The 25141-nt window shown below is 34.9% G+C and carries 18 protein-coding genes; 8 read left to right on the top strand and 10 right to left on the bottom strand.

Going from position 1 to position 25141, the window contains the following annotated elements; translation table 11 throughout:
* Positions 1–17: 17 nt before the first annotated feature.
* Together BM024_RS06180 and pbpC are read left to right on the top strand one after the other, a co-directional pair.
* Positions 18–5507 (top strand): alpha-2-macroglobulin family protein, encoded by a 5490-nt coding sequence (locus BM024_RS06180; protein ID WP_090678592.1) that lies wholly within the window; start codon positions 18–20, stop codon positions 5505–5507.
* A 56-nt stretch (positions 5508–5563) separates the two neighbouring features.
* Positions 5564–7927 carry a penicillin-binding protein 1C gene (pbpC, locus tag BM024_RS06175; protein WP_090678591.1) on the top strand — a complete coding sequence of 788 codons (2364 nt, stop codon included), beginning with the start codon at positions 5564–5566 and terminating at the stop codon, positions 7925–7927.
* A gap of 63 nt (positions 7928–7990) precedes the next feature.
* On the opposite strand, the gene BM024_RS06170 is transcribed toward pbpC, so the two are convergent.
* Positions 7991–9538, bottom strand: coding sequence for an Rne/Rng family ribonuclease (locus BM024_RS06170; protein ID WP_090678590.1), 1548 nt, complete (start codon positions 9536–9538; stop codon positions 7991–7993).
* A 309-nt stretch (positions 9539–9847) separates the two neighbouring features.
* Positions 9848–10144, bottom strand: a complete 297-nt coding sequence (locus tag BM024_RS06165; RefSeq protein ID WP_090678589.1) for an HU family DNA-binding protein — start codon at positions 10142–10144, stop codon at positions 9848–9850.
* 138 nt (positions 10145–10282) lie between these two features.
* Between BM024_RS06165 and mutY the strand changes: the two genes are divergently transcribed.
* From mutY to gldD, 3 genes are all read left to right on the top strand, one after another.
* Positions 10283–11323, top strand: a complete 1041-nt coding sequence (mutY, locus tag BM024_RS06160; RefSeq protein ID WP_090678588.1) for an A/G-specific adenine glycosylase — start codon at positions 10283–10285, stop codon at positions 11321–11323.
* 37 nt (positions 11324–11360) lie between these two features.
* The gene (locus BM024_RS06155; RefSeq protein WP_090678587.1) at positions 11361–11807 is read left to right on the top strand and encodes a single-stranded DNA-binding protein; all 447 of its coding nucleotides are present in this window, start codon (positions 11361–11363) and stop codon (positions 11805–11807) included.
* A 154-nt stretch (positions 11808–11961) separates the two neighbouring features.
* The gene (gene gldD, locus BM024_RS06150; protein WP_090678586.1) at positions 11962–12531 is read left to right on the top strand and encodes a gliding motility lipoprotein GldD; all 570 of its coding nucleotides are present in this window, start codon (positions 11962–11964) and stop codon (positions 12529–12531) included.
* A gap of 143 nt (positions 12532–12674) precedes the next feature.
* Here gldD and BM024_RS06145 read toward each other — a convergent pair whose 3' ends face one another.
* From BM024_RS06145 to BM024_RS06135, 3 genes are all read right to left on the bottom strand, one after another.
* Positions 12675–13070, bottom strand: coding sequence for a cation transporter (locus BM024_RS06145; protein WP_090678585.1), 396 nt, complete (start codon positions 13068–13070; stop codon positions 12675–12677).
* Between the two features lie 86 nt (positions 13071–13156).
* Complete coding sequence (locus BM024_RS06140; RefSeq protein ID WP_090678584.1) at positions 13157–15205, bottom strand: M16 family metallopeptidase; 2049 nt, start codon at positions 15203–15205, stop codon at positions 13157–13159.
* 17 nt (positions 15206–15222) lie between these two features.
* Complete coding sequence (locus BM024_RS06135) at positions 15223–16548, bottom strand: M16 family metallopeptidase (protein ID WP_090678583.1); 1326 nt, start codon at positions 16546–16548, stop codon at positions 15223–15225.
* Between the two features lie 154 nt (positions 16549–16702).
* Here BM024_RS06135 and rplU point away from each other — a divergent pair, with 154 nt between their 5' ends.
* The 3 genes from rplU to BM024_RS06120 all read left to right on the top strand — a co-directional run bounded on the left by rplU (position 16703) and on the right by BM024_RS06120 (position 18859).
* Positions 16703–17065, top strand: a complete 363-nt coding sequence (gene rplU / locus BM024_RS06130; protein WP_090678582.1) for a 50S ribosomal protein L21 — start codon at positions 16703–16705, stop codon at positions 17063–17065.
* A 23-nt stretch (positions 17066–17088) separates the two neighbouring features.
* Positions 17089–17349, top strand: coding sequence for a 50S ribosomal protein L27 (gene rpmA / locus BM024_RS06125; RefSeq protein WP_090678581.1), 261 nt, complete (start codon positions 17089–17091; stop codon positions 17347–17349).
* Positions 17350–17677: 328 nt separating this feature from the next.
* Positions 17678–18859 carry a hypothetical protein gene (locus tag BM024_RS06120; RefSeq protein ID WP_090678580.1) on the top strand — a complete coding sequence of 394 codons (1182 nt, stop codon included), beginning with the start codon at positions 17678–17680 and terminating at the stop codon, positions 18857–18859.
* A 170-nt stretch (positions 18860–19029) separates the two neighbouring features.
* On the opposite strand, the gene dgt is transcribed toward BM024_RS06120, so the two are convergent.
* The 5 genes from dgt to BM024_RS06095 all read right to left on the bottom strand — a co-directional run bounded on the left by dgt (position 19030) and on the right by BM024_RS06095 (position 25057).
* Positions 19030–20370, bottom strand: a complete 1341-nt coding sequence (gene dgt / locus BM024_RS06115; protein WP_090678579.1) for a dGTP triphosphohydrolase — start codon at positions 20368–20370, stop codon at positions 19030–19032.
* A 24-nt stretch (positions 20371–20394) separates the two neighbouring features.
* Positions 20395–21108, bottom strand: coding sequence for an AAA family ATPase (locus tag BM024_RS06110; protein ID WP_090678578.1), 714 nt, complete (start codon positions 21106–21108; stop codon positions 20395–20397).
* A gap of 157 nt (positions 21109–21265) precedes the next feature.
* The gene (locus BM024_RS06105; protein ID WP_090678577.1) at positions 21266–21490 is read right to left on the bottom strand and encodes a hypothetical protein; all 225 of its coding nucleotides are present in this window, start codon (positions 21488–21490) and stop codon (positions 21266–21268) included.
* Between the two features lie 129 nt (positions 21491–21619).
* Entirely contained in the window at positions 21620–24034 is a 2415-nt protein-coding gene (locus BM024_RS06100) for a ribonucleoside-diphosphate reductase subunit alpha (RefSeq protein ID WP_090678576.1), read from the bottom strand.
* A 45-nt stretch (positions 24035–24079) separates the two neighbouring features.
* Positions 24080–25057: a ribonucleotide-diphosphate reductase subunit beta gene (locus BM024_RS06095; protein ID WP_090678575.1), complete on the bottom strand. Its 978-nt coding sequence runs from the start codon at positions 25055–25057 to the stop codon at positions 24080–24082.
* Between the last annotated feature and the right edge of the window lie 84 nt (positions 25058–25141).

The raw sequence follows: 25141 nt of genomic DNA, 5'->3' as shown, positions 1-25141 counted from the left end.
CTAAATAAACAACTGCTATGAAACGGTTCCATTTACTACTCCTTACCGTCCTTACACTACTAGTTCAATCTTGTGGTAATCAAAAGAACGCTGAACTTTCTGACCCCACTCTTTTTAAAGATTTTATCACTAGTTATACTTCTGGTATGATTTCTTCTAAAGGGACTTTTCAAGTGGGCTTGAAAACCACCCCTGAAGGTTGGACACCAAATCAAGAATTAGATGACAAGTTTTTTAGCATTGAACCCAATGTTAAGGGTAAAGTGATATACCTACCAAACAACACCTTATCATTTGTTCCAAATGAAGCTCTAAAGCATGGTGAAAAATACAGAATCACTTTACATCTTTCTAAATTCACAGAAGTTCCTAATGAATTAAAGAACTTTCATTTCTTGGTATTGACCTCTCCTTTAAACGTTCAAGTGGACTTGTTAGATTTTCAATCTCTTGATGAAGATTCCTATTTGGTTAATGGTCGTTTAACCGCAAGTGATTGGATGTCTAAAAAGCAAGTAGAAGAATTACTTCAAGCAAAAACGGGTAGCCAAAAATTAAAAGTAGACGTATCTGGTTCCGCAGATGTGGATGCGACTGTATTTGATTTTAGCATTTCGAACATAAAAAGACAAGCAGATGTTGAAAAACTATTGGTTTTTTGGGATCAATCTATAGACAATCAAACACTGAAAGGTCAAGTAGAAGAAGACATTCCTGCAAGAAATGTTTTCAAAGCTTTTAAAACTATTCTAGACAACAATCTAGACAACCAGCAATCGTTTTCAATCAATTTCTCAGAAACATTAAAAAAGAATCAAGACTTTGACGGTTTAATCACCCTGAATCACCAAGATAGAATAGTATTTAGCACGCATGGAAATCTTTTAAAAGTGAGTAGTGATACTCCTTTTAACCAAAACCTAACCCTTACTATTCATCCAGGTATTGAAAGTAGCAATGGTGTAAAAACAACTACAACAGAAACTTTTGAAATGAACTTTGAGCTTCCAAAGCCAGAGGTTCGTCTGATTAAAAGTGGAACTATATTGCCGAGTTCACAAAACCTAAAAATAAACTTTCAAGCTATCAACTTAAAGAAAGTCGATGTGAAAGTATATCAGATTTTTGAAAACAACGTGTTGCAATTTCTTCAAGACAACGCACTTGACAGTAAATACGACCTGAGAAAAGTAGCTTCACCTATCGCAAAAAAGACGTTAGAACTTACTACTTCCTCTCAGACCTCAAGACAATGGGGCTCATACGCTTTAGACTTGTCTTCACTTATTGAACCTAATCCTGGAGCTATCTACAGAGTTGAATTTTCTTTCAAAAGAAGTTATTCTAACTATCCTTGTCAAGGAGAAGAGACTGTTGTAGAAGAAGAAACCTCTGAAGACGACACCGAAGAAAACTTTGGGGATGAGTACGATTATTACGACTCTGATTTTTATATGAACTACCGTTGGGAAGAAAGAGATAATCCTTGCCATAGCTCCTACTATTATAACAGAGAAGTATCTACAAATATACTAGCTACAGATTTAGCTGTGATTGTCAAGAAAGGAAGCAATCAGAATTATACTTTTATAGTTTCTAATCTAATCACAACGGAACCTGTAGCAAATGCTAGTATAGAGATATTCGACTACCAGCAACAACTTTTGCAAAAACTAGAGACTAACAATACTGGTATCGCAAACATACTGTTGGAAAAAACAGCTTATTTTGCAGTTGTTAAAAAAAACAAGAATACGACCTATGTTCGTCTAGACGACGGTACCTCTCTATCTGTTAGTAATTTTGATGTAGATGGAGCTAGTTTACAAAAAGGGCTTCAAGGATTTATTTATTCCGAGCGAGGCGTATGGCGTCCTGGAGACGCAATTCATTTAGGTTTCATCCTTGATGATGGCGCTCGTCAATTACCTGAAAAACATCCTATAAACTTACGCCTAACCGATCCTTACGGAAAAGTAGTACTACAACAAACAACTTTTAAGAATAAAGAAAATCACTATACTTTTGAGTTAATCACTCTTGAAAATGCTCCAACAGGTAACTGGGAAGTGCAAATAAGTGTTGGTGGTGCTAAATTCTATAAACGTATAAAAATAGAAACCATAAAACCTAACCGCCTAAAAATCAAAAATGATATTGAAGGCAGTGTTATTCAAGCTGGGGTTCAAAAAACCGTTCATTATCAAATAAATTGGCTACAAGGTACCGTAGCAAAGAATCTGAAAGCAGAAGTACAAGCCAAACTACGCCATCAAAAAACAAGCTTTAAGGGGTTTGAAAAATATTCTTTCAACAATAGTCTTTCTTCTAACTACCAAGAAGAACTAAACTTGTTTTCAGGTAGAACAGATGAAAGCGGTGCTTTTTCGTTTGTGTTTCCCAAGATAACCTCAGCTAGTGATACGGGTATGTTACAATTATTAGTAACCACTAAAATACACGAGCAAGGCGGAGATGTGAGCACAGATGTATCGAGCGTTACCTATGCTCCTTTTCCTTCTTATGTTGGTATTGCAAGTCCAGAAGGAAACAAATACGGCATGTTGGAAACAGGCGTTAAAAACAGTTTTAAACTTCAAGCACTTTCTGCAAAAGGACAAGCCGTTACTGCAAATCTTCAAGTAGATTTATATAGAATAGATTCTCAATGGTGGTGGGATTCTTCTGATAATGGAATTTCTAACTACAGCACCTCCCTACACCATCAATTATATAGCAGTACAACTGTTAGAACCAATGCACAAGGTCAGGCTTCATTTGAAACACTGATTCCAGATGAAGATTGGGGACGTTATGAATTAGTAGTTACCAATTTAGATAGCGGTCATATTGCTTCCCAAAGCTTTTATATAGATTGGCCTTATTGGTCTGGTAAATCAAAAAACAATGCAGGTCAGGAAGCTGTTACGCTTTCTATCGCATTGGACAAAAAAGACTATTCTGTTAAGGACAAAGCTAAAATATCATTCCCATCTAGTGAAGGTGGTCGTGCCTTAATATCTATTGAAAATGGATCTCAAGTTCTGGAAACACATTGGGTTGAAACAGCAAAAGGAGAAACTGTTTTCGAACTCGACATACTTGAAAATATGGCACCGAATGCGTATGTGAACATCACTTTGATTCAACCACATGCTAGCACTTTAAACAATGCACCTATACGTCTTTATGGTATTGTTCCTTTACTTGTTCACAACAAGGCATCTATTTTAGAACCTGTTATAAAAATGCCTGACGCATTACAACCTGAACAAGAATTCAAAGTTGAAGTAAGTGAGAAATCAGGTCAATCAATGACCTATACCATAGCAATCGTCGAAGAAGGTTTACTAGACTTAACCCGCTTTGCAACCCCTAGACCTTGGGATAGTTTTTACGCTAAAGTGGCACTTGGGGTTAAAACTTGGGATGTTTACAACGATGTTATTGGAGCCTATAGCGGAACTATCAACCAAGTTTTTAGTATCGGTGGAGACGAAGACTTAGGAGCAGGTAAGGTTAAAAAAGCCAACCGCTTTAAACCAGTTGTGATTTTCAAAGGTCCTTTTAAACTTGAGAAAGGTAAAAAAGCATCTCATACTATCAAACTACCTAACTACATCGGTTCAGTAAGAACCATGGTAGTAGCTTCGAATGTAGAACAAAGAGCTTACGGACAGGCAGAGAAAACAACCGCTGTAAAAAAACCTTTAATGGTGCTTGGCTCTCTTCCTAGACGAGTAGTAACCGGTGAAAAAATCACTTTACCCGTTACTGTATTCGCCATGGAGAATGCCATTAAAAACGTAAACATTCAGCTTAAAACCGATTCTAAGTTTAAGGTGGCAAACTCTTCAACTCAATCTCTTTATTTTGAAGAACCTGATGAAAAAGTTGCTTATTTTGAATTGGAGGTTGGAAATACTACTGGAATTACAAAAGTAGCCATTGAGGTGAGTTCTGGACGTGAAAAAGCTTTTTACGAAGTAGAATTAGATATTGTCAATCCAAACCCTGAAAGCTTTCAACAGAAGAAAGTAATATTAGAACCAAATTCGACAACTACACTCAACTGGGAGGCATTTGGAATACCAAACAGCAACAAAGCTGTTCTGGAATTCTCTACTTTCCCTGGTGTGAACTTAAATTCGCGCTTAAACTATTTAATCAGCTATCCTCATGGTTGTTCGGAGCAAATCACCTCTGGTGTTTTCCCACAGCTATACTTGTCTGATTTCATGGAATTAACTGCTACTCAAAAATCGAGCATACAGAAAAATGTAACCAAAGGAATTCAGAAACTAGCAGCAAATCAATTAGCGGACGGTAGTTTCACTTATTGGACGGGTTCTAGATATTTTGACGATTGGTCTACTTCTTATATTGGTCACTTCTTCATAGAGGCGGAGAAGAAAGGCTATGTATTACCTGTTAACAGCAAAACAAATTGGATTTCATTCCAACAAAAAACAGCTAGACAATGGCGTTTTGAAAATAGATATGGAAACGATTTAGCACAAAGTTATCGCCTTTATACCTTAGCATTAGCTGGGGCTCCTGATTTGGCTTCTATGAATAGACTCCGAGAAACCAAAGGAATTTCCAACGATACTAAATTGCGTCTTGCAGCAGCCTATGCTTTAGCGGGACAAAAAGAGGCTGCCCTTTCTTTGACAAATAACACTCCTTGGGGAGGCAGTACTAAATTCTATTTTGGTTCTGAAGAACGAAACATGGCGATGGCACTGGAAACATACTTAAGCTTAAACCTTAAAACAAAGGCTCATCAATTAGCAATCGATTTGGCTGAACGCCTATCTTCTAATCAATGGATGAGTACACAAGGAACTGCTTATTCCCTAAATGCAATGTCTAAATACTTAAAGCAAAATGCTAATTCAGAAGGAATGCTTCTAAGTTATAATTACAACGCTGTTTCAAATCAAGTAAATACTAAAAGAGCTTTTATAGAGAACAACCTAAAAAGTGTTCGAAATGAAAACAGTATTACTTTAGAAAATAAAAATAACACTAGAGTTTTTGTGAACTTAAACTACAGTGGTATTCTTCCTGTCGGTGAAGAGTTGATTTCACAATCTGGATTACAATTGCGCACTCAATTCAAAACACTAACTGGAATGCCTTTATCCGTAAATTCATTACCGCAAGGAACCGAGTTTAGCTGTGAAATTTCTATCACTAACACAGGCAATCAATCGCTAACAAATATAGCCTTGACTCAGATTATACCTTCAGGTTGGGAGATTGTAAACCTTCGATATGCAGATGCTGGTTCAGAATCTAATTTGGTGGACCACACAGATATTCGAGATGATAGAACTAACTTTTATTTTAGTCTAAACCCTCAGCAAACCAAAGTTTTAAAAGTAACGCTAAACGCTAGTTATTTGGGTCATTACTATATGCCGGGTGCACAAGCAAACGCGATGTACGATTCCAACTATCAAGCGCGTACTCAGGGTCAATGGATTGATGTTGTTTATTAAATATTCAAACGCAAAGAAATGGTCATAACAACCATTTCTTTGTGATTTATAAAAATATGACTTTACTCCTTCAACGAATCAAATCGTTTGTTAGCAAACACAAAATCAAATGTACATTGGGACTTATTGCCCTAATTGCATATTGTTTTTGCCTGCCATCTCCCTTGTTCGACAAACCATACTCTACTGTTATCAACAGTAATGACGGTACGCTGATGGGGGCACAAATTGCTGCGGACGGTCAATGGCGCTTTCCTATACATAATCAGGTACCTGAGAAATTCAAAATGTGTTTAATCCAATTTGAAGATGCGTACTTTGAATATCATTGGGGTATAAATCCCATTTCAATTTCAAAAGCGATATACACTAACTTTAAAGCCAAAAGAGTTATTCGAGGAGGTAGTACACTAACCCAACAAACCATCAGACTAGCAAGAGACGGAAAGAAAAGAAGCTATTTTGAAAAATTAATAGAAGCCGTTCAGGCAACCCGTTTGGAATTCAAATACAGCAAAGATGCTATCATTAATTTATATGCAGCTCATGCTCCTTTTGGAGGTAATGTAGTAGGTTTAGATGCTGCTGCTTGGAGGTATTTTGGAACTACAGCCGACCAACTGTCATGGGCTGAATCTGCGACTTTAGCGGTTTTACCTAATGCTCCTCGTTTGATCTACCCCGGTAAAAATCAAGAAATATTATTCAACAAAAGAAATACCTTGCTAAAAAAGCTGTTCTCACAAAACATTATTGACCAACAAACCTATGAACTTGCAATCCTAGAACCTCTACCTGGCAAACCACATCCGTTGCCTCAACTAGCACCTCATTTATTGACCAAAGTTGCTCAGAGCAAACCACAACAACGAATTACAACCACGGTTGATTACAACATCCAAGCTCAGGCTCAAAACATAGTTAAATCTTACTATGAACTTTATAGTCAATCCGAAATATATAATATAGCAGTTATAGTAGTCGATGTTAAAACCAGAAATATTGTTAGTTATATAGGCAATTCACCCACGACTGCTGAACATCAAAAAGATGTTGATATTATCACGGCTCCTAGAAGTACTGGCAGTATCTTAAAACCATTTCTATACGCAGCAATGTTAGATGATGCGACACTATTACCTCATGCTCTTGTACCGGATATTCCAACCATTATTTCTGGTTACAAACCTCAAAACCATCAATTGAATTATGATGGCGCTGTGCCAGCACACCAAGCTCTTTCACGTTCTTTGAACATTCCCTTTGTATTGATGTTACAGGATTATGGAATTTATCGTTTCTATGATCAATTACAAAAATTGGAATTAAGTGCCATCAATAAACACCCTAACCATTATGGTTTATCCTTAATTTTAGGAGGAGCAGAAAGCAGTCTTTGGGATCTTTGTAAAGCTTATGCAAGTTGGTCCGGTACATTAAATTATTATCAAGAGAGCAACGGAAAATACCGAAGCAAGGAAGTACACTCGCTGAATTGGGAACTGGGACAAGAAAGTGATTTCGGAAAAAGCAGTTTTACAAAAACAACCTTAGGTGCTGGAGCTATTTGGCAAACTATGCAAGCCTTAAAAGAGGTGAATAGACCCGATGAAGATCAAGGATGGAAACATTTTGACTCTTCCTTACAAATTGCATGGAAAACAGGAACTAGCTATGGCGGAAGAGATGCATGGGCTATAGGAATGGATAAAAACCATGTGGTTGGAGTTTGGATTGGGAATGCCACTGGAGAAGGACGTCCTTCATTGAGCGGTGTCCGAAATGCCGCCCCTATAATGTTCGATATGTTTAATTTACTACCAAATCCTCCTGCGTGGTTTGAAACTCCTTTAAATGACCTAGAATATGCTCAGGTATGCAGTCAGAGTGGTTATCTAGCAAAAGAATATTGTCCTACTAGCGAACAACTAATTCCCAAACGTGCTAAAAAGACTGGTTTATGCCCTTATCACGAATTACTTCATCTTGATGAAGCAGAGAACTTTCAAGTCAACCTCAGTTGTGAGTCCAGTGAAAATATCTATACAAAACCTTGGTTTGTATTACCTCCTACTATGGCTTATTACTATAGTAAACAACAATCTACTTATAGACCATTACCCTCTTTTAGAGAGGATTGCATGGGAGCCATAAAGAGACCACCAGTTTTCATATATCCAAAACATCTAGCTAAAATATATCTAGCTAAAAGCTTTCAATCCACTATACAACCTTTTGTCGCAAAGGCTGCTACTTCGTCAAAAAAAGGATTATTACACTGGTATTTAGACAGTGAATTTATTGGCACTACTTCTCACTTTCACGAACTGAGTATAGAAGCTTCTAAAGGAACACATCTTTTAACGATTGTTGACGCAGAAGGTAATGAATCAACAATTTCATTTGAAGTTGATAGATAATAAAACTATTTTGAATTGAGTTTAAAGCAAAAAAAAACGCCAAGCTAAGCTTGGCGTTTTTCTTTATTCTGATATTTCATTTCCCTTTTCGTCAAAGAAATGGTATTCTAGATACGTGTAAGCGTCACGTGGTATTATTTTTATCCATTTTTTATGTTCCAAGAACCATTTAGTTCTAAGGGATGGAAACCCTTGTGTAAGATACGCCGCCACAAAGGGATGCGTATTTAAGACAACCTTCTTGTTGTCTTTAATAATTCTTTCTAGGCTAGCCTTGATTTTATCAACAACTAAAATAGGAGCTTCGATTTCCGCGTTTTCGTTATTCGGGTCTTCCTCTCTCGTTTTGATATTGACTTCAGGTCTAACTCTTTGTCTAGTTATTTGGATTAGTCCAAATTTACTAGGGGGCAAGATTTTGTGTTTCGCTTTGTCATCACTCATTTCTTCTCGAAGAAAATCATATAGTTTCTTTCTATTTTCCGGATTGCCCATGTCTATAAAATCTACTACAATAATTCCCCCCATGTCTCTAAGTCTTAATTGTCTAGCTATTTCAGCAGCTGCAATCATATTTACCTCTAGAGCTGTGTCTTCTTGATTTTGAGCCTTGTTTGAGCGGTTTCCACTATTCACATCAATAACATGTAAAGCCTCTGTGTGTTCTATGATAAGGTATGCACCTTTACTCATTGAAACTGTTTTTCCAAACGAGGTTTTAATCTGTCTCTCGATATTATACTTTTCGAAAAGAGGTAACTCTTTCGATTGATAGTGTTTCACAATGGAAACTTTTGAAGGAGCTATCTCTTGCAAATAGTCCTTGGCTTGGTAAAACAGATCTTCATCATCCGTATGAATTCCAGTAAATGTATCGTTAAATACATCTCTCAGAATCGAAGAAGCTCTATTGTCTTCTCCTAGTATTTTGGATGGATGATGTGCTGTTACCAGTCTTTTACACATAGCATTCCATTTTGACATTAGGTTCTGTAAATCTTTATCGATTTCAGCGACTTTCATGCCTTCTGCTACTGTGCGTACGATTACTCCGAATCCCTTTTGCTTTATTGATTGTACTAATCGTTTTAAGCGCTCTTTTTCTTCTTTTGATTCAATCTTCTGAGAGATTGAAATACGATTTGAAAAAGGAACTAAAACAACATACCTACCTGCCAATGACAACTCCGAACTGATTCGAGGTCCTTTAGTAGAAATAGGCTCTTTTACAATCTGAACTAATAAAGATTGATTGGCACTCAACACATCTGTGATGGTTCCATCTTTATCAATTTCATCTTCAAAAGCTAAGTTCTTTAAAGAGTAATCCTTTAATTTACCTGCGCTTACAAGTTTACTGAATTTCAACAGTGTTTTTAGGTTTGGACCTAAATCATGATAGTGAAGAAATGCGTCTTTTTCGAAACCTACATTAACGAAGGCTGCGTTCAATCCCGCGACTGGCTTTCTAATTTTGGCGATAAAAATATCGCCAACTTGAAAACCAGATTCCTCTTCACGTTCTCTGTGTAACTCAATTAGTTTTCCATCTTTTAATAAGGCAAAATCTACAGTATCAGAATTCGACCTAATAATTAGCTCTTTATTCATAACAGTATATTTTTATCCATACACATTTGTTCACTTTTTGATTATTTCAAACCAAACTCGTTTGTACAGATGGATTTAACATTAATTACAGGTAATAATACCCGATTTGCCATACCCTTTAATAGTATTTAAAGTAATATAACACTTTTCAATGAACGTTTGTTTTAAAAATAGAAAAAGTAGTATTAAACTACTTTTTCTTTTTGTGACGGTTAGCTCTCGCTCTTTTTTTACGTTTGTGCGTAGCTACCTTATGTCTTTTTCTTTTTTTACCACTTGGCATAATGTGTGTAGTTTAGAGATTAATACTTATTTTATTGTCACTTCCGTTTTAGACTTAACTCCTTCAACAAACACTTTAGCAGGTTTGAAAGCAGGAATGTTGTGTGCCGGAATTTTAATTGTTGTGTTCTTAGAGATGTTTCTTCCAGTTTTCTCCGCGCGAGTTTTGATAATGAAACTACCGAACCCTCTTAGATAAACATTTTCACCTGATTCTAATGCCTCTTTTACTTCTTCCATAAAAGTTTCAACTGTTGCTTGCACGTCACCTTTTTCAAGCCCAATTCTTTCTGAGATTTTAGCTACAATGTCTGCTTTTGTCATCTTAGTTATAAATTATTTTGTTGTTGTCTGTATTTTTTAGAGTGTGCAAATATATTAATTTAAAATCCAATTATTCAATCTTAATCGATTAAAATTTAATCATATAAAGTTTTATGTTTGCATTTAATACTTTTAGAGATGCATTTTTCTAACAAACTAACAGCTTGGTATTTACAAAATAGGCGTTCACTACCTTGGCGAGAAACCAAAGACCCATATGCCATTTGGCTGTCAGAAATCATTCTTCAACAAACCCGTGTAGCTCAAGGTTTACCCTATTTCGAGGCATTTTTACATGAATTTCCAACTGTGTTCGATTTAGCAAATGCTGAGGAAGATAAAGTAATGCATTTATGGCAAGGACTAGGTTATTATTCCCGAGCTAGAAACCTGCACGCTACTGCAAAAATGGTAGCTTTTGACTATAATGGTATTTTTCCTAACAACTCCAAAGAGCTACTAAAACTTAAAGGAGTAGGTGAATATACTGCTGCTGCCATTGCTTCTTTTTCTTACAATGAAGTTATTCCTGTTGTTGATGGAAACGTTTTCAGAGTACTAGCTCGTAGATTTGGTATTAATTCAGACATATCAACCTTAACCACCAAGCGTGAGTTCCAAGCTTTAGCCGCTTCTTTAATCCCCAAAGACTCCCCTGCCCTTTTTAATCAGGCAATTATGGAATTTGGTGCTTTGCAATGTACTCCACAGAGTCCAGATTGCACTATCTGCCCTTTTCAACTGGAATGTATTGCCTATCAAACAAATGAAGTAAGTAGCTTACCAGTAAAACTAAGCAAAACCAAAGTTAGAGATCGTCATTTTGACTACCTCATCTTCTTAGATCCAAACGGCAACACACAAATTCAACAAAGAACCAAAAAAGACATATGGCAACAGCTTTATGAATTCCCTTTAATTGAATCTACAACCACTGAATTAATAGATATTAAACAACAACTAACTTCTCTGTTCCCAAATCTTGCGATAAAGCAAATAGAATTATGTAACACCGACCCTATAATCCATAAATTATCTCACCAAAAACTACATATTCGATTTTGGAAAATACATACGGAAACCGCACTAAACAACAGCTCCTCAATAGAGGAACTCCAAAAAATCGGATTTCCTATTGTAATTCACAACTTTATAAACAACAATCTAATAGACCTATAATTTACCTTATATTTGATTTCTAATTTTTTTATTTTCTATGAGCGCAACATTAAACAAGGTAATGTTAATCGGACATTTGGGAGAAGATGTAAAAATGCACTACTTTGAAAACGGCAGTTGCATTTGTCGCTTTTCTTTAGCTACTAATGAGGTTTACATTAACAAAACCACCAACGAAAAAATAACTAATACCGAATGGCACCAAATAGTAGTACGAAATAAAGCCGCTGAACTTTGCGAAAAACATCTTTCTAAAGGAGATAAAATCTATGTTGAAGGAAGATTGAGAAGTAGACAATGGCAAGCCGAGGATGGAACTCAAAAAAGCATCGTAGAAATCCACGTAAACGATTTCGTTTTTCTACAAACCAAGAAAGAAAATGCTCCTCTTAGTAAAGAAGAACAAATGACTCAATTAAAAAAGCAAGCTATTGACAACTTTATCATTCCTAAAGAAAATAACGACGACTATATTCCCTTTTAAATTCTAAAGATTTAGACAACATATTTATTCTATTAGCCTTCTTCAAATTTCAAATAAAACTAGTATAATTGTTTTTGTAGATTGTATATTTACCAACGTATTGACACAATAAACAACAAATTGCGTTTTACCGAGAACACAAAACTTTCAAGCAATGACAAAAAGAATTCTTACATATAGCACATTAGTAGGCACATTACTATTTACAATTGCATGTAAAGATATCAGCCAACCTAAACCAGATGCCTTTTTAGCACTAAACTATCCTTCACCTAAATACGACCTTGTAGAAACATCTTGTACATATAGTTTCGAGGCTAACGATTGGAGTTCTATTAAAGAACAAAAAGATTGTGGATTTGAAGTTCACTATCCAGAAATGAAGGCTACTATCTATATTAACTACAAACCAGTTAAAAACAACATAGACGTACTTTTAAGTGACGCGCAAAAACTAACCTATGAACATTTCATAAAAGCAGACGGAATAAGTGAACAACCTTATATAAACAAAGAAAAGGGGGTTTACGGAATGTTTTATGAAGTAGAGGGCAATGCAGCAACAAACGCTCAATTCTACGCTACAGACAGTTTAAACAACTTTATAGTTGCTTCTTTATACTTCTATGCCAAACCTAATTACGACTCCATATTACCTGCTACCGACTATGTGAAAAACGATATGCGTAAAATCATGGAATCATTAGAATGGAAGAAAAATTAAAAGACGGTTTCGTAGCTTCGCTTTTGACAAGATTGTGTAGCAACATTTTTGTTTGCCATTCATGTTCTAACAAATGCAAAAACACAAAAAGAGGCTTTAGCCTCTTTTTGTGTTATATAATAGCCCTCTTAATAAGAAGGAAACTAAATAGCTTCGTTCACTTCTTCAGTAGACATATTAACTACTGTATAAATACCATTAGCAATTTTCTCAACTGTTGCTGTAATTGTTTCTTCTGTTTGTTGAGCATCGTCAAATTCTAAGGTCGCTTTTTTTGTTTCAAAATCCACTACTACATTCTTAACTCCTGATAGTCCAGCTAACTTACCTTCAATCAATTTCGCACAACCCAAAGCACAAGTCATACCTTCAATTTCAAAACTTGCTTTTTCAATAGCTCCTTGAGCAACAACTTCTTTTGCATTTGAAGTAGTCTCTTCTACTTGAACAGTACCTTCTTGAACTTTTGCCTCATTTTTACAAGCAGTAAAAGCAAGACCTACAAGTGCTAATACAGCAACATATTTCATAGTTTTCATCTTTTAATCATTTCAATACAAAAATACAAAAAAAGAGCTACCAAATTAATCTGATAGCTCTTTTCATATTTATTGTAAAAAACGTCTTATTTAAAATCTGCTGCCGAAACTCCTTCGTTGATTTTAACTTCTGAAGTTTTTAACTCGATTTCAATTCCTACATTCATTAAAGTTGTAAACGGTAATTTAACTCCTTTTACATCTTTATAATCTCTATAATAAACCTCTTGAACCATAGTTTGTCCTCCTTGTTCCATAGTTGTAAATGTCGCTGTTTTCAATCCAGTTTCAACATCGTAATAACTAACTGTTTTTCCAGCTTTAACACCATAAGCATCTTTTCCATCAATAGATTCAACACCTGTAATACTTAAGCTAGAATCACCTAATTGTTTTAACTCAGCAAATGGAACAGCTACTTTTCTCATCTCTTCTACTTCCTCTGCTGGAACTTCTTGAGTTTGCCCTTGCATTGTCACAACCGCTTTTGTTGGAGTAATCAATTGCTTAGACATTACAGCTCCCATCATAGATTGCTCTATCACCATTTCTCCTTTATCAGTAACCTTACTGGTCATATCCATTTGCATTCCTTGGATAGTCGCAGAAGATTTAATAAACATGCTATGAACTCCTTTTACAGCAGCTTCTCCTCCAATTGCATTGATATATTTATTCAATACAGTTTGAACTGTAACTCCTGCAGCAACCTCTTTGTTATATTCTGGTTTTGCTACTGGATTACCTAGTTTATCAAAATAATTGATCGGCATATTCAATCCTTCCAACCCTTTCAAAACATCAGTCCCTTTTCCTGTAACAACTACACGCATATTGTCTTTCAAGAAATATTTTTGAGCAGCTTTTTGAACATCTTGGACTGTAACAGCATTGATGTTTTTAATATAATTTTCATAGAAATCATTTGACAACCCATGTAATTCTTTATTTAAAGAAAAACGAGCGATTGTTTCTGGTTTTTGAATCTCCATTACAAAATTACCAACGAATTTAGCTTTTGCAATCTTTAACTCTTCAGCAGAAACCAATTCTTTTCTGATCTTGTCAATTTCATTGAAAAACTCAACAACAGCACTGTCAGTTACAACATTACGAACAGAAGCAGAAGCTTTGAACTTTCCAGGATACTTACGCGCTGTACTTGTAGAAGAATATGCTCCATAAGTCCAACCATGAGCTTCTCTCAAATTCAAGAACAAACGCCCTTCTCCACCACCTCCTAAGATTTGATTAGCCATCAATGCAGCAAAATAATCTTTGTCAGTCATTTTTAATTCAACCGTATTTACCAATGCAACTTCTGATTGCACAGCATTAGGCATATCTATAAAATCTATCTCAGATTTAGCTACGTTTGGTTTAACAGTATAAGAAGCAACTTTATTAGTTACTTTTTTCCAATCACCAAACAACTTAGTTGCCAACTTCTCTACATCTTTAGTCTTCACATCTCCAACAACCACTAAATAAGCATTCTCAGGAGTGAAGAACTTTGCGTAATAATCTTTTACGTCTTGAAGTGTTACATTTTGTAAAGTTTCTTCTGTTTCAAACTCACCAGCTGGATGGTCTTTTCCAAACAAAATAGCTCCTTCAACACGTCTAGCAATCGCACTAACGTTTTTATCTGAAGATTTTACTCCTTCAATAGCTTGTGCTTTTACTTTATCAAACTCCTCTTGAGTAAAAATGGTATTCAAAGCTCCATCAGACATTAAGCCTAATATAGTCTCCGAATATTTTGACAATCCAGAAGCCGATGCTCCTGACGACCAAAAACGAACATTTGCTCCTAGAAAATCAACTTCATCATCGAACTTCTCCTTACTCATCTTCTTAGTTCCAGAACCAATCATTCCAGCAGTTATTGAAGAAACTCCCGCTTTACTTCCCTCTGCATATAATGGTGCATCGATAGTTAAAGTGTAAGATACTCTAGGTAACTTATGATTTTCAACCACCAATACCTTTAATCCATTTTTTAAAACAAACGAATGTGGTTTTTCTACATTTACAATCGGAGCAGGTCCCGCTACCGGTTGTTTTCTTTCTTGTGCTTGCATAGCTGTAAATGTAAACAACAAACTAGCAGCAATTATATATACTCTTTTCATTTTATTAATTTCTAGTGTTAGTTTTTGTTAGATTCTTTAACTGGTACATAATCTAAAATCAAACGTTGATTTGGTTTTAAATACTTTTTAGCAACGTCTCTTATCTCTTCTCTAGTAATAGAGCGATACATATCGATTTCAGTATTAATTAAATTAATATCTCCATACAACATATAATAAGAAGCTAAGTTTTCCGCTAAACTCTCTAAATCTGAATTACTATTCACATATTGATTTTCGAAAGTGTTTTGTAACTTTTGAAAATCACGCTCTGAAATTAACTCTGTTTGCATTTTTACAATTTCCTCATCAATCTCTTTTAACAAGTCTTCTGCCGAAACTCCTTGCATTGGAATACCATATATAAAATACATTCCATAATCTTCTTGACTAAAGCTAAAAGAAGCAATTTCTAACGCCATTTTCTTTTGGTCTACGATTTTCTTATACAATCTAGCACTTTTACCACCAGACAAAACAGTAGAAATCATATCTAACACTCTAGCATCTCTAGTTTTCATAGAAGGGATTCGGTAAGCAGCAACCATCATAGGCAACTGTATATTAGGATCCTGATATTCAGCCCTAATAGTTTCAACGATTGGATCTTCTTCAATTTTCACACGTTGAATAGACTCACCTTTCTCTATAGCACCAAAATATTTTTCAATCCATTCTTTTGCTTGACCTTTTTCAAAATCCCCAGCAACTACTAGTACAGCATTATTTGGTATATAAAATTTATTATTGAAAGCTAAAAACTCATCTAAAGTAGCAGCATCTAAATGTTCCATAGACCCAATTGGTGCCCAACGATAAGGATGTTTTTTAAACAATTGCTTTTTAACTTCCGTAAGCAAGTTTCCATAAGGTTGATTATCTACTCGTAGACGCTTTTCTTCCTTAACTACTTCGTTTTGTGTATCAACTCCGATTTGGTTGATAACTGGATGCATTAAACGTTCTGATTCCATCCACAAAGCTAACTCCAAATTATTTGAAGGAAACACCTCATAATAATAAGTTCTATCATCAGAAGTATTAGCATTGTTTTGTCCTCCATTAGCCGTAACTAATTTAAACCATCCCCCTCTTTCAATATTTTCAGTTCCTTCAAACAACAAATGTTCAAAAAAGTGTGCAAACCCAGTGCGTTCAGGATTTTCATCCTTAGCTCCAACATGATACATTACAGAAGTAACAACAACAGGAGCTGATTTATCCTGATGTAATACTACATGGAGACCATTGTCTAGAGTGTATTCATCAAACTCTACTTTTTGAGCTGAGGCAGTGACACCTAGAAGCAAGGCAGTCCCCAAAGCCATTAAAGATTTTCTCATAATATTATTTTTAGTACTTAATAGATTATACTCAAGTTAGTCGTCAAACTATTCATTGTGTTACAAAACTTTATCGTTTTGTTTTAAAAAAAAGAAGTACTGTATAAAAAATAAAATGTATATTTGCAGACTTTTAAACATTAATTTCATTGTTATGTACGCAATCGTAGAGATAGCAGGGCAACAATTCAAAGTAAGCAAAGACCAAAAAGTTTATGTTCACCGTTTGGCTCAAGATGAAGGAACAGCTATCATTTTTGATAAAGTTCTTTTAATTGACGACAACAACAACATTACTTTAGGCGCCCCAGCTATAGAAGGTGCTTCTGTAGAAGCTAAAATTTTACAACACCTGAAAGGTGACAAAGTAATCGTTTTCAAAAAGAAACGAAGAAAAGGTTACAAAAAGAAAAATGGTCACAGACAGTATTTGACTCAAATTGTTATTGAAGGAATCAATGCAGTTGGAACAAAGAAAAAAGCGACTAAAAAAGAAACAGCAGAAGCTGCTGAGTAATTAACATTTAAAACGGATACGTCATGGCTCACAAGAAAGGTGTCGGTAGTTCAAAGAACGGTAGAGAATCGGAATCGAAACGTTTAGGCGTTAAGATCTACGGTGGTCAAGCTGCAATTGCTGGAAACATTATCGTTAGACAAAGAGGTTCTAAGCACAATCCAGGAGAAAACGTTTACATGGGGAAAGACCATACTCTTCATGCAAAAGTTGATGGATTAGTGAAGTTTGAAAAGAAAAAAGACAATAAGTCTTTCGTTTCTATTCTTCCATTCGAAGCTTAAGAATTTAGTATTTGCCAAAAGCAAATCAAAAAATAGTAAAAGACGCTCTAGAGCGTCTTTTTTTATTCCCTAATTTCTCCATACTTATCTATTTAAAAAGAAGTTCCTCAAAAGCTCATTATTCTTAAAATAAGCAGAAAAACAGAAAACAACCTCCACACAATAGATGTTATTTGTATTCTTTCTAAATAAAATAACCACCATACCCCCGTATACCCAACACATAATCAACCATTTATAGTTTTATTAAAAAATTATTAAAAATAATAGCGTATTTTGGTATTCTTATTTATTTTTGGTCTAAATAAATCTAATCAAAATATACAATATGAAAACCATCAAATTACTTGCCTTTATAGGATTATTTGGACTCTTAACAGTTGGGTGCGCAAACGACGATAATAGCATAATAAAAAAACCAGATGAACAAGTTGACTCCAATCAAAAGAAAGTAGGATCTACATTTGAAACAACTGGAATATTTGATTTCAAACATGCTGGGGCAAACATTCCTTTTGAATTTACTAAAACTAACTTTATAGTAAAAACATCAGCTTTAGGACAAGAAAACAGCAATAGCCTATTAATTACTTTATTTGTAAACAAAGAGAATGTAAATAAAGCTGTTTTAAAACAAGAAGACGGAAAGTACCTTGCTCTATTCTTACGCAACATTAAAGAGAACTCTATGGAAATCAACATGGACCACACTTTTGACACAGAAGAAGCAGCAAACAAAGCGGTGTATCCAGATCCAAGTGCTTCAATGGGAAGTCACGATGGGGGTCAATTCGGATGGTTACCATTAACAAGATCTCAGTCTAACGAAGACCCTATTGAATTACCAGTAAATGGAAAATACATTTTCGATGGAACTGCATTCGGTGGAGGTATTTACAGCTATACATTTAGTAATGAAATGATAGCTTTCGACGCTGGTGCTCCTTATGAAATGAAAATATTGAAACACAATAAAGAAAACAACAAAATTCTTTTAGAAGGCTTAGGAAGCAAAGCAGGTACTTTTTATGTAGCTCAACTAAAAAACATAAAAGAAAACTCTGTTGAGATTGCAAGAGATACCAAGTCTACTAAAACAGAAGCGGAAGCAATCTACGAAAACAACCAAGATGTTTCAGGAAACTTTACAGAATACATAAAAGAAGCAAGCACTAGTTTTGACTTACCATTAAATGGAAAATACATATTTGACGGAACTGCAATGGGTGGAGGTATATACAGTTATACTTTCACAAATGAAAAAGTATCTTTTGATGCAGGCGCTCCTTATGATATGAAAATTATAGGCTACAATAACACTACCCACAAAATCTTACTAGAAGGCTTAGGTAGCAAAGAAGGTACTTTCTATGTTATACAATTAAAAGAAATTGCAAATACTTCTGTAAAAATTGCCAGAGACACTAAGAGCACGAAAGCAGAAGCAGAAACCATATTCAATAGTAGCGCCGATCTAACAGCTAACTTCACAGAATACGTTAAAGAATAAAAATTACTATGAGAAGAAAGAAAGCGGTTTTGAATATTTCAAACCGCTTTCCTATTGAACATTATACCTAAAGTGGTATCCATATAAACAAGTAGGGTTATCTAATTTATAGACAACCCTACTTCTATGATTTCGTTTTTCCTTAAGTGCTTAATAAATTTCCAAAAAACTTATGCAGACACTTTAATCGCTCTATATAACTCAAGGGCTTTACCATCAGTCAACATAGAAACAAAGTGACATATATTCATCAAACGTTCATAAACACTATCAGATTCACCTCTATATTTCTCTGGTAATAATTTTAAAATCAATGAATCATAATGTGTTTCTTCACCATAATAATGATTGTTATACGCCGTACAGAAATGCTCTAACAAAGTATGTATCACCTGATATCCAACCACTTCTTTCTCAATCACTTCCTTACTTTGATAAACATTATTAATACTCACAGAAATAACATCTTTCATCTGAGCTACAAAAGCACATTTCTCAGTAAGGGCAAACGGAAAATCCCCCGCTAGAATACGCTCCTCATTTTCTATGAAAACACGCGTTACTTCATTAATCAAACTACCTATTGCCAAAGCTCTTAAATAACTAACCCTGTCTTCTTTAGAAGTAAGCTGTGCATATTTTTGAGAATTGATACTGTTCTGAACTATTTTAATTAAAAATTCCAAAGCATGTTCTTCTGGAATCCATCCCAAATTAATCCCGTCTTCGAAATCAATAATTGTATAACAAATATCGTCTGCTGCTTCAACCAAATAAGCCAAGGGATGTCTATAAAAACCTGTTTCTAAACGATCTTTCATCAACAATCCCAATTCTGATGCTACATCTATAAATGCTTCTTTATCTGATTGAAAAAAACCATATTTCTTATCACAAACATCACGTGTAGGTTTTTTAGGTAAACTCTCTTTCGGATATTTCATAAAAGCACCCAACGTAGCATAAGATATACGCAGACCTCCTTCAATACCAGGTCTTGACTTCGTAAGCAATGAAAAACCATTCGCATTCCCTTCAAACTCAATTAAATCCTGCCACTCTTTGTCTGTTAACGATTCCTTATAAACAAGTCCTTTTCCTCTGCTAAAAAAATCTCCAATTGCCTTTTCTCCCGAATGACCAAAAGGAGGATTCCCAATATCATGTGCCAACGAGGCAGCAGCTACAATAGCTCCGAAATCATTAACAGTATAACCTAATTCACCTGATAGATAAGGATACTTGCTTAGCAATTCAGCACCTACCAAACGCCCTAAAGAACGTCCTACTACAGAAACCTCTAAACTATGAGTCAACCTTGTATGAACGAAATCTGTTTTTGACAGCGGAATAACTTGTGTTTTATCTTGTAAACTTCTGAATGCGGACGAAAAAATAATTCTATCGTAATCTACCTCAAAACCAATTCGAGTTTCTTTTTCGTCTTTTCTATTCCTAACAAATGTGTCGCCGTGTTTTTTTAAAGACAACAGCTTTTCCCATTTCATCATATTTTTAAAACTTAACATTCTGTATTAATTTGAATTTCCTTCCAACTTTAACTGCTCTTCAATTATATTCTTCTTCACAGATTTAAACACTTGATTTTTTGCCTCTGCAAAAGACACCTCATACAAACGCTCCATTGACCTGTAGGGTTCAGGATATTTCATAAGCATCTTGTCATAATAAGAATTCAAGGCTTCCTCTGAAGGCGCAGTAAACTCTAAATGTACTTCAAAACGACGCTTAAGAGCCTCATCTATCATTTGAATCTGATTAGTCGCAGCCATTAAGATTGACTTTTGAGGAAAATTATCTATCAATTGAAGTATCGCATTAACAACACGTTTCATCTCACTATTATCCTTATTGTCATAATCGCGAATCTGACCAAGTGTATCAAATTCATCAAAAAACAATATGGCACTTTCGTACTGAATCTCCTTAAATAAACTTTCAATATTTCGTGCAGTCTCCCCTAGCTTAGAAGACACAATCGTAGCTAAATTAACCACAATTAATTTTTTATCTAAGTGACGAGCAATTGCTTTCGCAGTCATCGTTTTTCCACATCCCGTTTTCCCATACATTAAAATAGTGTTGGAAACCGGCAAATCATATTTCAACAAACTTTCTCGAAATCGATATTCTTTCAAGAACTGTTCAACCTGTAGAGACACAGTAGAATTAAAAACTACTTCGTCTAAAGACACTTTAGTTCTATCTATATAATACAATAAACTCATTCTTAATTCAGCAAATATTTAGTCAAAATTACAAAGCAAATATACTCCTAAAAAATCATCCTTATCATTCAAAAACAAAAAAAGGACGCAGTTTCACACACTACATCCTCATTTATTTCACAAGTACACCGCTACAATTAACAGTAATAATCATTGATTATTCTTCCCCTGCTAGAAAAAATTTCATTGATTTCATAGCATATGCTTCCCTACTTTTAAAGCTAGGGTTTGCAATAACTGTTTTTAAACTAATTTTATCACCTAGTTTAAAATTTGACTCAGTATATTGATAATCCAACAAATACGGACCACAGAAGTAATTTCCATCGGCATCTCTTTCAATAATTCCTTGAAATACCCCTTTTTTAGTTTCTTTCGACATTTTAAATGACTTTTAATAATGCAAATATACAACAGTTAACGGCAGTTCAACAAAATATAAAGCTCAACTATCCACAAAAAAAGCAACCCCTAAAGATTGCTTTTTAATTAATTATGATTTTTTCTTTAATTAAGATCCACACATTTCACAATCTTCATCTTCTGAAGAAAGCTGTGCACGTTGTATCATATCTTTATAATCACTAATACTTATTTCTTCTACCAATTCTAATTTAGGTTTTGAAGCAACAGGAGCTTTAACAGTCTCAACTTTCACCTCATTATCTAAAGTAAACTTAATAGCATCCACAGCTGATTTCGTTCTCAAATAGTACATACCTGTTTTCAAACCTGATTTCCAAGCATAAAAATGCATAGACGTCAATTTTGCATAGGTAGCACCTTCCATAAATAAATTCAATGACTGAGACTGATCAATAAAGTAACCGCGTTGACGAGACATATCAATAATATCTTTCATACTCAATTCCCAAACCGTTTTATAAAGTTCTCTAATCTCTAAAGGAATATAATCGATATGTTGAATAGAACCATTAGCTCTCATAATCTCTTGCTTCAATGTCTCATTCCACATTCCCAATTCAACTAAATCGTGAAGTAAGTGTTTGTTGACAACAATGAATTCTCCTGATAATACTCTCCTTGTATAAATATTAGAAGTATACGGTTCGAAAGCCTCGTTATTACCTAATATTTGCGAAGTAGAAGCTGTAGGCATCGGAGCCAGTAACAATGAGTTTCTAACACCGTGCTCCATAACCTCTTTTCTAAGAGATTCCCAATCCCAACGACCACTAAGATCGCTATCGTTCAATCCCCAAAGATTAAACTGAAACTGACCTTCTGATATTGGAGACCCTTTGAAACTAGAATAAGCACCTTCTTCGATAGCCATTTCCTTAGAAGCAGTTACAGCAGCGAAGTATATAGTTTCGAAAATCTCTTGATTCAATGCCTTAGCTTCAGGGCTTGTAAACGGCATACGCAACATAATAAAAGCATCCGCTAAACCTTGAACTCCTAATCCAACAGGTCTATGACGCATATTAGAGTTCTCAGCCTCTTTAACAGGATAATAATTTCTATCTATAACCTTATTAAGGTTTCTAGTTATACGCTTCGTAACATCGAATAAAAACTCATGGTTAAAACGTCCATCCTCTACAAACATAGGTAAAGAGATGGAAGCCAAATTACAAACAGCTACTTCATCAGGAGCTGTATATTCCATAATCTCTGTACATAGATTAGAAGAACGAATTGTTCCTAAATTCTTTTGATTCGATTTTTTGTTTGCCGCATCTTTATACAACATATACGGAGTTCCCGTTTCAATCTGTGCATCAAGTATACGCTCCCATAAATCACGTGCCTTAATGGTCCTTCTCCCTTTATTTGCATTTTCATACGAAATATACAAAGCCTCGAACTCCTCTCCGTACACATCACTTAAACCAGGGCATTCATTCGGACACATCAATGTCCATGTAGAATCTGTTTCAACACGTTTCATAAACAAATCGTTTATCCACATTGCTAAAAACAAATCACGCGCTCTCATCTCCTCTTTTCCGTGATTCTTACGCAATTCTATGAAATCGTAGATATCAGCATGCCATGGCTCTAAATAGATAGCAAAACTACCTTTTCTCTTACCTCCACCTTGATCTACATAACGAGCCGTATCATTAAAGACACGTAACATTGGAACAATTCCATTAGACGTACCGTTTGTACCGCGAATATAAGATCCAGTTGCACGTACGTTATGAATAGATAATCCAATACCACCTGCTGATTGCGATATCTTCGCTGTTTGCTTTAACGTATCATAAATTCCATCAATACTGTCATCCTTCATTGTCAATAAAAAACAAGAAGACATTTGAGGTTTTGGAGTACCTGAATTAAACAAAGTTGGAGTAGCATGAGTAAAATACTTTTTAGACATCAACTCATAAGTTTCAATCACAGAATCAATGTCGTCTAAATGTATACCAACAGCTACACGCATCAACATATGCTGTGGACGTTCAACAATCTGTCCGTTAATACGCAACAAATAAGAACGTTCTAAAGTTTTAAAACCAAAAAAGTCATAATTAAAATCACGCTGATAGATAATAGTAGCATCCAATCGATCGGCGTGTTTCTGTACCACCTCATAAACATCATCTGCAATCAATGGAGACTCCAAATTCGTTCTTGGATTTACATAGTGATATAAATCTTCAATCGTTTCAGTGAATGATTTTTTAGTGTTCTTATGCAAATTAGAAACCGCAATTCTAGCAGCTAACAAAGCATAATCAGGATGTGAAACAGTCATAGAAGCCGCAGTTTCAGCTGCTAAATTATCTAATTCTGATGTAGTCACTCCGTCATACAATCCTTCAATAACACGCATTGCAACTTTCACTGGATCTACTAATTCGTTTAATTCATAACAAAGAATACGAATTCTATCAGTGATCTTGTCGAACATTACCGGCTGTCTTCTACCGTCTCTTTTAACTACGAACATCTTTTATACTTTTATAGTTATAGGCATAAGCCCAAAATCTTTTAATTAAAAATCAGCGTCAAAACTAATTTTACTAGAATCTTCATCCTTGTTCATCACACCTGACTTTTGATATTCAGAAACTCTTTTCTCAAAGAAATTCGTCTTTCCTTGCAAGGATATCATATCCATAAAGTCAAAAGGATTTGAAGAATTATATTCTTTTGTACATCCCAACTCTACTAATAGACGGTCTGTAACAAATTCCAAATATTGAGTCATCAAATTAGCGTTCATCCCAATTAAACTAACTGGTAACGACTCTGTAATAAACTCTCTTTCAATATTTAGAGCATCTACCAATATTTCACGAATACGCTCTTTTGGTACTTTATTTATTAAATGATGGTTGTGCAAATGAACTGCGAAGTCACAGTGCACACCTTCATCACGAGAAATCAATTCATTTGAAAATGTTAACCCTGGCATTAAACCACGCTTTTTAAGCCAAAAGATAGAACAGAACGATCCTGAGAAGAAGATACCCTCAACTGCTGCGAACGCAATCAAACGCTCTGCGAAAGAATCCGATTCAATCCACTTCAAAGCCCATGCTGCTTTCTTCATAATGGCAGGAAACACATCTATAGCTCTGAACAGTTGATCCTTTTCCTCCTCATTTTTAACATAAGTATCAATTAATAACGAATACGTTTCACTATGAATGTTTTCCATCATTATTTGAAAACCATAGAAAAACTTAGCCTCAGGATATTGCACCTCATTTACAAAGTTTTCCGCTAAATTCTCATTAACAATTCCGTCTGAAGCAGCAAAAAAAGCTAAGATATGTTTAATAAAATAACGCTCATCTTCTGTCAGTTTGTTATTCCAATCAGATAAATCTTGATGCAAGTCAATTTCTTCTGCTGTCCAAAAACTAGCCTCCATTTTTTTATACCAATCCCAAATATCATGGTGTTTGATTGGAAAAATAACAAATCGGTTTTTATTCTCAGTTAAAATAGGTTCTTGAAAAGACATAGTGTGTTGATTCTAAATGTTTATAAAAAATGTCAAGCGACAAATTCAATCTATACAAATATTAGCTTTTTTATTTACAATAAG

Source organism: Myroides guanonis, from assembly GCF_900114085.1.
GTDB classification, from domain to species: domain Bacteria; phylum Bacteroidota; class Bacteroidia; order Flavobacteriales; family Flavobacteriaceae; genus Flavobacterium; species Flavobacterium guanonis.
Note: the sequence above shows the minus strand (reverse complement) of the source record. Positions and strands in the feature narration are given on the sequence as shown.